The organism is Microbispora sp. CA-102843 (assembly GCF_050936215.1).
Classification (GTDB): Bacteria; Actinomycetota; Actinomycetes; order Streptosporangiales; family Streptosporangiaceae; genus Microbispora.
In genome coordinates this window covers 3,145,439-3,158,443 of the sequence record NZ_JBNJNF010000001.1, presented here as the reverse complement: position 1 = coordinate 3,158,443, position 13,005 = coordinate 3,145,439, and the positions used below count along the sequence as shown (strand labels likewise).

Genomic DNA, 13,005 nt, shown 5'->3' with positions numbered 1-13,005 from the left:
AATCGTTTGACTGCAAGAGTCACTTGTGTAACGACGAGCACGAGGCACGTGCCCGGCCTCACAGGTGAAGGTCTCGGCCCCGGTCCCGGCACCGCACACCCGCCTCCTCCCTCGACCCTGATCGAGGGAGGAGGCCCTGGTGGCGCACGGCCAGGCGGGACCGGGGCCGGGGCCGGGGCCGGAAAGAGCCTCGCCGCGGAGTGGCGGAGCTCAGGTGCGGAGCGTCAGCCGACCGAGGCGGGGAAGCGTTCCCAGACGCGATGGGCCGCCATCAGCCGCTGCACAGCGGTGAAGACCTCCGTGGCGGAGTCACCGGAGACCACACCCGGTGTGCCGGAGACTCCGGCCTGTGCGAGCAGCTTCGCGCCCTCGCCCCAGGCGCCGATCACCTTGGCGTGCCGCCAGCACTCCTCGATCATCAGCGTCACCCGCGGATCGACCGCGGCGGATCCTCCGGCGCCCGCCTTGGCGTCGCGCGCGGGCACGGCGTCGGGCGCCGGTGCGGGCGCGGCCGCCAGCAGCAGCGCGTCGAACTCGATCGACCGGGCGGTGGCGAAGGTCCGCTGCACGGGCATGTCGCCCAGCATGCCGCCGTGCGGAGCGATCAGCAGCGGCACCATGCCGGCGGCGAACACGACCTTGCGCAGGTCGCTTACGCCGTCGAGGTCGGCGCCGTCGTCCACGACGATGCCGACCATGCGGCCCTCGGCCGGCCACTCCTTGCCCACCTGCGAGAGCGCGGGGCTGGGCGTCGGGTCGGCGAGCGGCAGGGTCGGCTCCGGCGCGGGAAGGCCCAGCCCGGTGGCGACCTCCCGGCAGAGGACCGGGTCGATGTTCGCCAGGCACTGCAGCTGACGCTCCTTGATCGCCTGCTCGTAGCACTTGCCCAGCTCGAAGGTGTAGGCGCGGATGATGTGCTCCTTCTCCACCGGCGACATGCTCCGCCAGAACAGGCGGACCTGGCTGAAGTGGTCGTCGAAGGACACGGGGCTGGCGCGGACCTTCCTCGCCTCGGCGACCTCGACCGGTGTGTCGACGAACGCGTTCTCGGCATCACCGGCGACGAACGGGTTGCCGCCGTCCAGCGAGTTCGGCCGGTACGGCGCGACCCCGGCGTGGTCGGCGTGCTGGTGGAAGCCGTCCCGGAACATGTCGTTGACCGGGCAGTGCGGCCGGTTGACCGGGATCTGCGCGAAGTTCGGGCCGCCCAGCCGCGTGATCTGCGTGTCGATGTAGGAGAACAGCCGCGTCTGCAGCAGCGGGTCGTTGGTGACGTCGATGCCCGGCGGCAGATGACCGGGGTGGAAGGCGACCTGCTCGACCTCGGCGAAGAAGTTCGTGGGCGTCCGGTCGAGCGTCATCTTCCCGACGGGCTGCACCGGCGCGAGCTCCTCGGGCACGATCTTGGTCGGGTCGAGCAGGTCGATGCCCTCGAAGGCCTGGTCCGGGGTGTCGGGAAACACCTGGATGCCGAGTTCCCACTCCGGATAGGCGCCGGCCTCGATCGCGTCGTACAGGTCGCGGCGGTGGAAGTCCGGGTCCATCCCGCTGAGCATCTGCGCCTCCTCCCAGGTCAGGGAGTGCACGCCGAGCTTGGGCTTCCAGTGGAACTTGACCAGCACCGTCTCCCCGGCGTCGTCGACCAGCCGGAAGGTGTGGATGCCGAAGCCCTCCATCATCCGGAAGGAGCGCGGGATCCCCCGGTCGGACATGTTCCACATGGTGTGGTGCTGCGCCTCGGTGTGCAGGGAGACGAAGTCCCAGAACGTGTCGTGGGCGCTCTGCGCCTGGGGGATCTCCCTGTCCGGGTGCGGCTTGCCCGCGTGGATGACGTCGGGGAACTTGATGCCGTCCTGGATGAAGAACACCGGGATGTTGTTGGCGACGAGGTCGAAGGTGCCCTCGTCGGTGTAGAACTTCGTCGCGAAGCCGCGGGTGTCGCGGACCGTGTCGGCCGACCCGCGCGAACCGAGGACGGTGGAGAACCGCACGAAGACGTCGGTCTTCTTCCCCTTCTTGAGGAAACCGGCCCTGGTCACCGCCGAGGCGGTGCCGTACGCCTCGAACACGCCGTGGGCGCCGGCGCCCCGGGCGTGGACGACGCGCTCGGGAATGCGCTCGTGGTCGAAGTGCGTGATCTTCTCGCGCAGGTGGTGATCCTGCAGCAGGGTCGGACCGCGCTCGCCCGCCTTCAGCGAGTGGTCGGTGTCGCGCAGCCGCGCCCCCTGCGCGGTGGTGAGGTAGGCGCCCTGCTGACCCCTCGACGCGGCGGGCGCGCCGGTCTCCGCCCCGGTCGGCGTGACGGTCGCGGGAGCGCCCTGTTCCTTCTTCGGCGGCAGCGGGTCGCGCGGCGTCGTCGGCTCCTCGACGGTCGCCGGGGCACTGCCCGGCGAGCCGGGAACGTCCGGCGTCAGGAGGTCGGTCACCTTCTCGGCGGCGTTCTCCACGACGTCCTTGACGGCCTTGGCAGGCTTGCTGGCATCCATTCGGCGAGTTCCTCCGTGGAGCGTTCTGACAGGTCCGCGCCCGGAGTACCCGCAGGTAGAAGGCCGAAACATCGCCCCGCGCCGCCGAATGCCGCCGATTCAGGAGCCCGGACGGTGGCCGCGTTTGGCCCGCTGGACGAGCTCGTAGACGTGAGACCGGAGCTCGGCGAAGCGGGGCAGGGACCGGGTGGTGAGCTGGTCGCGCTCGCCGGGCAGGTCGACGGCGACCTCCTCCAGCACGACCGTCGGCGAACCGGACAGCACGATCACCCGCTGCCCGAGGTAGACGGACTCGTCGATGTCGTGTGTGACGAACAGCACGGTGATCCCGAGGCGCCGCCACAGGGAGCGGACAAGGTCCTCCAGGTCGGCGCGGGTCTGCGCGTCGACGGCGGCGAAGGGCTCGTCCATGAGCAGGATCTGGGGTTCGTAGGCGATCGCGCGGGCGATGGCCACGCGCTGCTGCATGCCGCCCGACAGCTGCCACGGATGGGCCTTGGCGACGTCGGCGAGGCCGACGGCCTCCAGCGACTCCTCGGCGAGCCGCCGCCGTTCGGCCCTCGGGACCTTCTTCTCCTTCAGCGGGAGCTCGACGTTCTGCCACACGGTCATCCAGGGGAACAGGCTGCGGCCGTACTCCTGGAACACCACGGCCATCCCCCGGGGAGGGCCGGTCACCGTCTCGCCGTCGAGCACCACCTCGCCTCCGGACGCCTCCAGCAGACCGGCGACGCACCTCAGCAGGGTGGTCTTGCCTGCGCCCGACGGGCCGACGATGCAGACGAGCTCGCCCGACGCGACGCCGAAGGTCAGGTCGCGGACCGCCTCCACGCTGCGGCCGCGGCCTTCGTACACCTTCTTCAGGCCGCGTACGTCCAGCATGGCCGGGCGGGCCGCCCCTACGGATGTGGTGGTCATGTCAACTCTCTGTCCGGTGCGACTCGCGAAGGCCGGTGTACCAGCCCAGCGCCCGGCGCTCCACGACCCGGAAGACCAGGGAGAGGGCGATGCCGATCAGCCCGAGCAGGATGATCCCGGTCCACATCTGCGGGATGGCGAAGCTGCGCTGGAACTGGATGATGGTGAAGCCGACGCCGTTGCCGGCGGCGAACATCTCGCTGATGACCATCAGGATGATCCCGATGGACAGCGCCTGCCGCGCTCCGGCGGCGATCTGGGGGCTCGCACCCCGCAGGACGAGGTGGACGAGCCGCGACCGGGAGCCCAGCCGGTAGCAGCGCGCCGTGTCGCGCAGCACCTCGTCGAGCCCCCGCACGCCCTCCACGGTGTTCAGCAGCACGGGCCAGACGCATCCGGAGACGATGACCAGCACCTTCATCCCGTTGCCGATGCCGGCGAACAGCATCAGGATCGGCACCAGCACCGGCGCGGGGATCGCCCGGAAGAACTCCAGCACCGGCTCGACCAGGGCACGCAGCGTCCGGGACGACCCGATCGCGACGCCCAGCGTCACTCCCAGCGTCAGCGCGGCGAGGTAGCCCGCGAGCAGCCGCGCCAGGCTGGGCAGCACGTCGCCGGTGAACCTGCCGGTGAACCAGGTCTCGCCGAAGACGCCCGCGATGTCGGCCAGAGGTGGCCAGAAGAAGTTCGTGCTGCCCGCGGTCGCCGCCCACCAGGCGGTCACCAGCAGCGCCGGCAGGGCGAGGACCAGGGCGGCCTTCCGCAGCGCCTTCGTCAGGCCACCCCTCATCCGGTCACCTCCGTGCGGACCGAGGGATGCCAGCGCAGCGTCCGGCGTTCGGCGGCGCGCGCGATCGCGTTCACCGCCACGCCGATCAGGCCGACCACGATGACGAGGGCGTACATCGCCGCCACGGCACCCGAGCTCTGCGCCACCGCGATCTGCCTGCCCAGCCCCGGCGAGCCGATGATCAGCTCACCGGTGATCTCCAGGATCAGCGCGACCGCCGCGCCCAGCCGGAACCCCGTCATGACGTACGGCAGCGCGGTCGGCCAGACCACCCTCAGCACCTGGGTCGCCGGGCGGAACCGGTAGGAGCGGGCGGTCTGCCGGGCGACGGGGTCCACGTCCCGCACGCCGTACAGGACCTGCACCAGCACCTGCCAGAACGCGGCGTAGACGACCAGGAGGAGCGTCGAGCGCATGTCGGTGCCGAACAGGAGCACGGCCAGAGGGATCAACGCCACCGAGGGGATCGGGCGCAGGAACTCGACCGTCGAGTTGGTCGCCGCCCGCACCAGCGGGACCATGCCGATGCCGATGCCCGCCACCACTCCGGCGGCCAGGGCGATCGACAGGCCGATCGCCCAGCCGCGCAGCGTCTCCAGCAGCGCCTGCCAGAACTCCCCTGTCCCCGCCTGCTCCGCCAGCGCGGAGATCATCGCGCTGAACGGCGGGAGGTAGCGCTCGTCGACCAGCCCGGCCCTGGGCACGAGCTCCACCACCCCCACGAGGCCGGCCAGTCCGATCAGACCGAGGAGCCAGGCGGGCAGCAGGCGGTGACGGCGCCCGCCTCTCCGCGGCGTTCCCGCCGTCACCGCCGCCGTCACGGCAGCAGTTCCTTGATGTCGGGAGCCGTCTGGATGAGCCCGTCCTGGAGAGCGAGCTTCGTCAGCGTCTCCACCGACGCGGGGTCGATCGCCGTGGGGTACTTGGGAAGCCTGAGCGAGCCGATCAGCGCCTGGTCGATCTTCGTGTACGTCGGCAGGACCTCGCGCACCGCGTCCGGGTTGTCCGTGGCGTACTGCAGGGACTTCTGCATGGCCGCGGCGAAGCGCTTGACGAGGTCGGGCTTGGCGGCCGCGGTCTGCTGGGAGGTGAAGTAGCCGGCGATGGTCAGGCCGGGGGCGGTGTCGACGTAGTTCGACGCGATCAGGCGGTCGCCGTTCTTCAGCGCGGTGGACAGGAACGGCTCCACGACCTGCGCCGCGTCGACGTTTCCCTTGTCGAGGGCGGCGAGCATGTCGGGGAACGCCAACTCGACGAAGTCCACGCCCTTGGGATCACCGCCGACGGCCCTGATCGAGGCCCTGACCGTGGTGTCGTTGATGTTGTTCAGCGTGTTGACCGCGACGCGCCTGCCCGGCAGGTCGGCGGCCGACTTCATCGGGCTGTCCCCCTTGACGACGACGCCGCCGAAGTCCTCGCCCTGCTCGCCGGTCGATCCCGCGCCCGCCGCGACGACCTTGAGGGGCAGTCCCTTGGACCTGGCGATGATCAGCGAGGTGAGGTTGCTGAACCCGAACTCCACCTGGCCGCTCACCACGGCCGGGACGATCGCGGCGCCGCCCTGGGCCTGCACCAGCTCCAGCTTGAGTCCCTGCTCGGCGAAGAAGCCCCGCTGCTGCCCCAGATAGACCGGCGCCACGTCGACGATCGGGATGACGCTCACCTTCAGGTCGGTGAGGCCGCCGGTGGCCGAGCCGCCGGACGAGCCCGGAGAGCCGGCCTGCCCTCCCCCGCACGCCGCCAGAACGAGGACTGAGGCGACAGCCAGAGCTGCACGTAATTTGATCATGAAGCTGCTCCCGGTACGCGGGGATAGGGGGAAGAGGTCGGCGCCCGCCCTGGCCGGACGGGGCCCGTCGGGTCGGCGCGTCCTCCACCATCGACGGGCGCGTGAAGCGCTGCTGGTCCTGCCTGCGAAAGGCCGTTGTGAGCGGACGGCCCGGTCCGGCCGTCCTCCCCGATCACAGGGCCTGCTCTGTGCCTGTGACGCTATAAATCATGTACGGGATTGTCAACGATTTCTTCGCCAAGTGCTACGCCAATGATGTCTGCAGAGTCGCCCCGTCACAGAGTCCGCGCTTGAAAACATTCTGCTGATTTGGTTTTATAGACACAGAGCCGAGAAGTGCTCGGCCACCTCCCCTCGAAGGAGCACCCATGAAGCTCACCCAGGCCGCGGCGGCGACGTTCGGTCTCACCGACGACTCCTGGAAGCGGCACGCCAATGCCTGGAGCGTGTGGACCCGGATGGCCGGTCTGGCGCCGATCCTGCTGCCGATCTACTTCCGCGAGACGCTCGGCTGGTGGGCGCTGGTCCCGATCGCGGCGGGCGCGCTCTGGATGTGGATCAACCCGCACGCGTTCAGGCCGGTCTACGAGCCGCGCAGCTGGGCGGAGAAGGGCATCTACGGCGAGAAGATGTACGCCGCCGACCGCTCGCTGGCGGCCGAGGCGCACCGGCCGGCGCTCCGGTGGCTGATCGCCATGGCTGCCGTCGGTGCGGCGGTCATGGTGTACGGACTGGTGCGCGTCGAAGCCTGGCCGTCCGTCTTCGGCTGGGCACTGATCTTCATCTCCCAGCTGTGGCAGATCGACCGCTTCGTCGCCATCTACGAAGAGGGCCTGCGCCGTGCCGCTGCCATGGGCGAGGTCTGAAACCATATGAACGAAACGTTCGGCAGAAGAAAGGTCGTCGCCGATGCCTCCCGCGTTCACCGCTGAGGAGAAGGCCCGCATCACCCGGCTGTTGCTGGAGACCGGGGAGAAGTTGTTCACCAGCCAGGGACTGCGCAAGACCTCGCTGGAGGAGTTGATGGCCCCGGCCGGGGTGGCCAAGAGCAGCTTCTACGTGTTCTTCGACTCCAAGGAGGCGCTGTATCTGGAGCTGATGCTGCGCCAATCGGGCGAGGTCAAACGGCGGGTCGTCGATGAGGCCCTGCTGAGCACCGGCGACACGCGTGAAGGACTGCGCCGCTTTCTGCACGCCACCTTGGACGAGCTGTCGGCCAACCCGCTGTGGCGGCGGCTGATGACCCACCCGGAGGAGATGCAGGCCGTGGCCCGGAAGCTGAGCCCGGACCGGCTCGCCGCCATCTCGTCGGAGGACAACCCCGCCACCGCCTTGAGCGCCTACATCACGGCACGCGCCGAGCAGGGAGACCTTGTCGCGGCCGAGCCCGCGGTCATCGTGGGCGTCCTGCAGTGCGTGCTGCTGGTGCCGATGTTCGCCGACCGGCTCGGCGACCCGGCCCTGCTTCCCAGGATCCTCGACCTGCTGATCGACATCGTCGCCGCGGGACTCACGGCCGGACAGTCCTGACAGGTGTGCGCCTGACAGGTGTGCGCCTGACAGGTGTGCGGAGTCAGACTCTCGTGAGCGCCGGCACGCCGGCGCCGGGCGCCCTCGTCCGCGAGATCTGCACGATGACATCGCGCAGGTGATCGCGCATGGCGGCCTCCGCGGCCGCGGGGTCGCGCGCGACGATGGCGTCGACGATCTTCTCGTGTTGCACCAGGGAGACGCTGGAGCGGCCGGGCTGGAGGGCGAGACGGAACTGGTGGCGGACCAGCTGGCCCTGCAGCCGCACGAGGATGGCGCGGACCGTCTCCTGCCCGGCGATCTCCTGGATGAGCGCGTGCAGGGCCGCGTTCAGCTCCGAGTAGGCCAGCGGATCGTGTGCCTCGACCTTCTCGCGCATCGCCCGCCTGATCTGGAGGAGCCTGTCGGCCTGTTCGGGCGTCACGTGCTCGGCCGCCTTCGCCGCCAGCAGGCCCTCCAGCACCATCCGCGCCTCCGTGATCTCCACCGCCTCCTCTGTGGAGATCGCGCGGACCCGCGCCCCCTTGTTGCGCTGCACCTCGATCAGTCCGTCGCCGACGAGTTCGCGCAACGCCTGCCGTACGGCCGAGCGGCTGGCCTGGTACATCTCGCACAGCTCGGACTCGATGAGCCGCTGCCCCGGAGCGAAGTGCCCGTCCAGCACCGAGCGACGGATTCTCGCCACCAGATCCTGGGCGTCGGCCTCTCCCATGATCTTCCTTCCGCCTCGATGCCGCAGGCGCGGCGACTTGTCGACATTCTAGGTGACCAAACCGTGACCGCCGGTGCCTCACTCGATCACGGGAGTCCCGTGCGTGTGGAACGTCTCGATCGTCTTCAGGCCCCACGCCTGCCCCTTGGCGCGCTCCGCCTGGGTCCAGGTGACGACCTCCCAATCGGGGGCCAGGATCAGCCGTGCGCCGGCGTTGCACAACTCGATGCGGTTGCCGCCGGGCTCCCACACGTAGAGGAAGAACGTCTGCTGGATCGCGTGCTTGTGCGGGCCGGTCTCGATGTGGATCCCGGCCTCCAGGAACACGTCGGCCGCCCGGAGGATGTCCTCTCTGGTGTCGGTCGCGAACGCCGCGTGGTGCAGCCGCCCCCGTGCCCCCAGCCAGTCGGAGGTGTAGACGAGGTCGTAGGACTTGTTGCAGACCGAGAACCAGACGGCGGCGGGCGAGCCGTCGTCGTTGACGATCCGCTCGGTCGGCCGGGCTCCCAGGACCCCGGTCATGAACTCGCCGGCCGCCGCCACGTCCGCGGCGAGGTAGTTCACGTGGTCGAGGCGCCGGATGTTCGCCCCCCTCCCGGGGAACCGCGACGCCTGGTTCTTCAGCGACGGCCGGTGCTCGTCGGGGGCGACGTACCGCTCCGTCTCGTAGTACACCCCCATGTCGTGCCCGTCGGGGTCGGCGAACAGGAAGACGGGCCCGAGCCCGAACTCGTCCTCGCTCCATCCGGAGCCGAGGCCGGCGGCCTCGATCGCCTCGACGCGGCGACGCAGCGCCTGCGGGCTCGCGGCCCGCAGGAACGTGCGGCCGACCCCGGCCCGGTCACGGCCGGTGATCTTCACGGTGTACGACTCGTAGTCGTCCCAGGCGTGCACGTAGATGGAGTCGCCCTGCCGGTGGACCTCCTTCATCGCCATCAGATCCACGAAGAAGTCGCGGGTCCGCTCCGGCACGGGCGTGAAGAGCTCCACGGATCCCACATGGGCGATGTCGCGGAAGGGCTCGGGCTGCATCTGGTTCTCCTCACAAGTGGGGGGTCATGCCCGGCGCGGCCAGGCCAGGCCGTCGAAGAGCTTGCGTGCGGTGCGCACCACGCCCGAGCGGCGCACCCGCAGGTCCGGGCCGGTGCGGTCGACCTCGACGGAGGCGTCGAAGTAGCCGGTGGGGTGCTCGATGCGCAGACCGTCCCCCGGCACGGCGGGCGCGGCGACCTCGGCGGCCACGGAGCCTTCGAGAAGCACCGCGGTGGCCACCGAGACCGCGCCGAGCACGCCGATGGAGGTGTGGACGCGGTGCGGGATGAAGGTGCGCGTGCAGATCGTGCCGCCGTCCCGGGGCGCGGCCACCAGCGTCATCTTCGGCACCGTGGCGGTGCGGACGTCGCCCAGGCCCATCAGCTCCCCCGCGTCCAGGCGGATCCGTTCGAGCGTGGTCCTGAGCGCGTCGTCGCCCTCCAGGCCGGCGGGGGACTCATACCCGGTGACCCCGAGAGCCTCGGCCGCGACCAGCACCACGGGCATCCCGTTGTCGACGCAGGTGACCTCCACACCGGCGATCTCGTCACGCACCGAGCCGGTGGGCAGCAGGCTCCCGCACGTGGAGCCCTGGGTGTCTTCGAAGTAGAGGTTCACCGGCGCGGCCGGGAACGGCGCGCCGGAGATGAACGTGCCGCCCGCGTAGTTCACCCGGCCGTCAGGGGTGTCGACATGGGCGGTGGCCACCCCGCCGCCGTTGACGATGCGGACGCGCACCCGCGTGGTGTCGCCCCGGGCGGGGACCAGCCCGCGCTCGACGGCGAACGGCGCGACGCCGGCCAGGATGTTGCCGCAGGTCTGCCGCGCGGAGACCAGGGCCTCGGTCACCTGCACCTGCAGGAACAGGTAGTCGACGTCGGCACGGGGATCGGCCGAGCGTGACACGACGGCCACCTTGCTGGTGAGCGGGTGGCCGCCGCCGAGCCCGTCGATTTGGCGGACGTCCGGGGAGCCCATGAGCCGCAGCAGGAGGTCGTCGCGCCGGGCCGGGTCGGCGGGCAGGTCCTCGGCGAGGAAAAAGGCCCCCTTGGAGGTGCCGCCGCGCATCAGCATGCACCTGATCCCGTCCTCGTCGTTCACGGCGTCTCCTCGGGGAGAGGCACGCCCCGGCCGGGGACCGACTTCAGGACCTGCGCGGTCGCCAGGGTCATCGCCGCCGTCTCTCCCGACGCCTCGACCATCTCGGCGGCGGCCTCCATCTCGGCCACCCTGCGCACGCTGTGCCGTACGGTGCCGTCGAGCAGCCTGCGGATCACGTCGCCGTCGAGTTCGGTCAGCGTCTCCACGAGGTGGTCGTAACACCACTGCTCCAGGCCGTGGGCCCGCGCCGTGCGCAGCGACTCGACCATGAGCGCCGTCAGGCCCTTGACGACGACGCTGCGCAGCAGCTTGCGCGCCGCCGCCTCCCCGACCGTGCCGCCGAGACAGGTGACGTCCATCCCGCACCCCGCGAGCAGCCCGGCCGCTCGCGCCGCCCCGGGACCGGACACCAGGATCGGGGTCCGCATCCCGAGCCGGAGCACCGGGGCCATCAACACGCCGTCGGCGAACGTCACCCGGTGTGCGGTGGCGGCGGCCGCCATCTCACGCTTCAGCTCGGGGCTGCCGGTGGCCAGGTCGAGGTAGACGGCGCCGGGTGCGGTGTGCCCGAGTGCGGACCTCAGCGCGGCGGGCGCGTCGGCCGCGGCGGTCAGCCCGATCACGAGCTGAGCGCCGGCCACCGCCTCGGCCGCGCCGCCCGTCACCGTGAACCTCACCGGGCGGCCCGGCGGCACCGTCGGCCACGCGGGGTCGAAGCCGGTGACGTGTGCGTTCTCGCACAACTGCGAGGCGATGGCGTATCCCGCCTCACCCAGCCCGAGGAAGGCCACATGCGGCCTCATTCCTGCACCTCCTCCGGGAGATCGTCGACGTACCGCACGCCCAGGCGGGACAGCAGCTCGCGCAGCCCGTACATGTCGACCCCGAGCTCGCCCGACCGCAGGGCCTCGCGCTTGTCCTCCTCCGCGGCGATCCTGGCCCGCGCCCTGTCCAGCACCCGCGGCGCCGTCCCGCGAGGAACGCACACCACCCCGTCGTCGTCGGCGACCACCACGTCGCCGGGCCGTACGACCTGGCCGCCGCAGACGACCGGGACGTTGACCGAACCCGGGCTCGCCTTCACCGTGCCCTGCGCCGAGACGGCCCTCGACCAGACCGGGAACCCCATCGCCCGCAGTTCGGCGATGTCGCGCACGCCCGCGTCGATCACCAGGCCGGCGACCCCGCGCGCCATCAGAGAGGTCGCCAGCAACTCGCCGAACATCCCGTCGGTGGAAGGGGAGGTGGTCGTCACCACCAGGACGTCGCCCTCCTCGCACATCTCCACCGCCGCGTGGATCATCAGGTTGTCACCTGGATGGCTGGAGACCGTCACAGCGCTCCCGGCGATCACCGCGCCGTCCTGCCGCGCGCACACCGCCGGGTCGATCAGCCCCGTCCGACCCGCGGCCTCGTGCACCGTGGCCACCCCGGCCTCGCGCAGTCCCTGTACGACGCCGGGGTCGGGGCGCGGCACGTTCCGTACGACATAATGCATGGCGCCTCCTGGGGCTTGTACGGACTCAGTCCAGCTCGGTGGTCACCTGCGGATAGACCCGCTGGTAGGCCTCGGCGTACGCGTCCACGGGCAGGCCGAGGTTCGGCCCGCTGTTGCGCTTGGCCTGCACCCCGCGGCGGCGCCCCAGGTCGGTGTAGTACTCCACCAGATGGCCCTGCGCGCCCAGGCTCCGCATCGCCGCCAGCTTCTGCTCCCAGACGGGCGTGACGTCCAGCAGCACGTCGGGCCGGAAGTCGCACACCTCGGGCTGGTGGGGCTCGAAGCAGAACACCGGAGGGGCGCCGATCACCTCGCCCTCACCGGGAACCCCCGCCGCCTGGGCGAGGATGCGCGCCTTCCTGGCGATCTCCCCCGCCACCGGATGATCCACGTTGTACGGATCCTTCGGCGGGTGCGTCAGCACCACCGACGGCTGCAGCGTGCGGTACAGGTCGATCAGCGACTGGACGAGCTCCGGCGTCTCGGTCAGCGGATAGTCGCCGGCGTCGAAGAACACCGCCTCCGCCCCCAGAGCGCCCGCCGCCTTCTCGCCCTCCTCACGGCGGACCGCCTTGACCTCATCCAGGCCGGCCCCCCGACGCCACAAGCTCGCCGACTCGCCCCTCTCGCCGAAGCTCAGGCAGGCGATCACCGCCCGCCGGCCGCTCTTGGTGGCCAGTGCGATCGCCCCGCCGGCGCGCCAGACGAAGTCCCCCGGGTGCGCGGTCACCACAAGCAACGGGCCCTTGGTCGGCATCCCTTCCTCCTTACGTTCCAACGGCGGCGCAACGTCACCGGCAAGGGAGTATCGACGAGTTCGCCAACCTGATTAGCTACGATATTGTTGACAATATCTCCTCCTTCTCCTCCCCCACAACCAAGAAGGGGCAATGTCACCGCCCGGACGTTCCGCCGCTCGGTCGGCTCACGTCGCCGGGCTGACTGTCGGCATGGGCAAGGACGATCACGTGGATGCGGACATCGAGGCCCTCCTCCTCGATCGCGACGCGCAGATCCGCGCCGCCCGGGACGAGCTGGTAAGCCGTGAGAGCGCCCGGACGGGTGGGGCCGAGTCGGCCCTCGTCTCCTGAGCCGGCCGGCCGTGCCCCACCTGAAGATCGATACCAGTCTCGGCGACGGACCGCA

Annotated in this window: 14 protein-coding genes; 3 read left to right on the top strand and 11 right to left on the bottom strand. The window is 70.6% G+C overall.

The features are described from left to right. Nucleotides 1-224 precede the first annotated feature (224 nt). The 5 genes from ACQEVJ_RS14905 to ACQEVJ_RS14885 all read right to left on the bottom strand — a co-directional run bounded on the left by ACQEVJ_RS14905 (nucleotide 225) and on the right by ACQEVJ_RS14885 (nucleotide 5,986). Nucleotides 225-2,486, bottom strand: a complete 2,262-nt coding sequence (locus ACQEVJ_RS14905) for a catalase (protein ID WP_433101228.1) — start codon at nucleotides 2,484-2,486, stop codon at nucleotides 225-227. A 99-nt stretch (nucleotides 2,487-2,585) separates the two neighbouring features. Further along, nucleotides 2,586-3,404 (bottom strand): ABC transporter ATP-binding protein, encoded by an 819-nt coding sequence (locus ACQEVJ_RS14900; RefSeq protein WP_433101226.1) that lies wholly within the window; start codon nucleotides 3,402-3,404, stop codon nucleotides 2,586-2,588. A 1-nt stretch (nucleotide 3,405) separates the two neighbouring features. Further along, on the bottom strand, nucleotides 3,406-4,197 hold the full coding sequence (locus tag ACQEVJ_RS14895; RefSeq protein ID WP_433101224.1) for an ABC transporter permease: 792 nt from the start codon (nucleotides 4,195-4,197) through the stop codon (nucleotides 3,406-3,408). Continuing rightward, entirely contained in the window at nucleotides 4,194-5,018 is an 825-nt protein-coding gene (locus ACQEVJ_RS14890) for an ABC transporter permease (RefSeq protein ID WP_433101222.1), read from the bottom strand. The genes ACQEVJ_RS14895 and ACQEVJ_RS14890 overlap by 4 nt, the downstream gene beginning before the upstream one ends. Then, nucleotides 5,015-5,986: an ABC transporter substrate-binding protein gene (locus ACQEVJ_RS14885; RefSeq protein WP_433101220.1), complete on the bottom strand. Its 972-nt coding sequence runs from the start codon at nucleotides 5,984-5,986 to the stop codon at nucleotides 5,015-5,017. The genes ACQEVJ_RS14890 and ACQEVJ_RS14885 overlap by 4 nt, the downstream gene beginning before the upstream one ends. Before the next feature lie 368 nt (nucleotides 5,987-6,354). Here ACQEVJ_RS14885 and ACQEVJ_RS14880 point away from each other — a divergent pair, with 368 nt between their 5' ends. Next, the gene (locus ACQEVJ_RS14880; RefSeq protein ID WP_433101218.1) at nucleotides 6,355-6,852 is read left to right on the top strand and encodes a DUF6653 family protein; all 498 of its coding nucleotides are present in this window, start codon (nucleotides 6,355-6,357) and stop codon (nucleotides 6,850-6,852) included. Nucleotides 6,853-6,895: 43 nt separating this feature from the next. Continuing rightward, nucleotides 6,896-7,516, top strand: a complete 621-nt coding sequence (locus ACQEVJ_RS14875) for a TetR/AcrR family transcriptional regulator (protein WP_433101216.1) — start codon at nucleotides 6,896-6,898, stop codon at nucleotides 7,514-7,516. 43 nt (nucleotides 7,517-7,559) lie between these two features. On the opposite strand, the gene ACQEVJ_RS14870 is transcribed toward ACQEVJ_RS14875, so the two are convergent. The 6 genes from ACQEVJ_RS14870 to ACQEVJ_RS14845 form a co-directional block, all read right to left on the bottom strand. Continuing rightward, nucleotides 7,560-8,228, bottom strand: coding sequence for a GntR family transcriptional regulator (locus ACQEVJ_RS14870; protein WP_433101214.1), 669 nt, complete (start codon nucleotides 8,226-8,228; stop codon nucleotides 7,560-7,562). A 78-nt stretch (nucleotides 8,229-8,306) separates the two neighbouring features. Continuing rightward, nucleotides 8,307-9,260, bottom strand: a complete 954-nt coding sequence (locus ACQEVJ_RS14865; RefSeq protein WP_433101212.1) for a VOC family protein — start codon at nucleotides 9,258-9,260, stop codon at nucleotides 8,307-8,309. A gap of 24 nt (nucleotides 9,261-9,284) precedes the next feature. Next, entirely contained in the window at nucleotides 9,285-10,361 is a 1,077-nt protein-coding gene (locus tag ACQEVJ_RS14860) for a 4-oxalomesaconate tautomerase (protein ID WP_433101210.1), read from the bottom strand. Beyond that, nucleotides 10,358-11,164, bottom strand: a complete 807-nt coding sequence (locus tag ACQEVJ_RS14855; RefSeq protein ID WP_433101208.1) for a DUF1932 domain-containing protein — start codon at nucleotides 11,162-11,164, stop codon at nucleotides 10,358-10,360. The genes ACQEVJ_RS14860 and ACQEVJ_RS14855 overlap by 4 nt, the downstream gene beginning before the upstream one ends. Continuing rightward, a complete protein-coding gene (locus ACQEVJ_RS14850) occupies nucleotides 11,161-11,859 on the bottom strand; it encodes a 4-carboxy-4-hydroxy-2-oxoadipate aldolase/oxaloacetate decarboxylase (protein WP_433101206.1) in 699 nt (232 codons plus the stop codon). Before ACQEVJ_RS14850 ends, ACQEVJ_RS14855 begins: the two co-directional genes overlap by 4 nt. Before the next feature lie 25 nt (nucleotides 11,860-11,884). Continuing rightward, complete coding sequence (locus ACQEVJ_RS14845) at nucleotides 11,885-12,616, bottom strand: PIG-L deacetylase family protein (protein ID WP_433101204.1); 732 nt, start codon at nucleotides 12,614-12,616, stop codon at nucleotides 11,885-11,887. Nucleotides 12,617-12,809: 193 nt separating this feature from the next. On the opposite strand from ACQEVJ_RS14845, the gene ACQEVJ_RS14840 reads away from it, so the two are divergent. Then, nucleotides 12,810-12,950, top strand: coding sequence for a hypothetical protein (locus ACQEVJ_RS14840; RefSeq protein ID WP_433101202.1), 141 nt, complete (start codon nucleotides 12,810-12,812; stop codon nucleotides 12,948-12,950). Nucleotides 12,951-13,005: the final 55 nt, after the last annotated feature.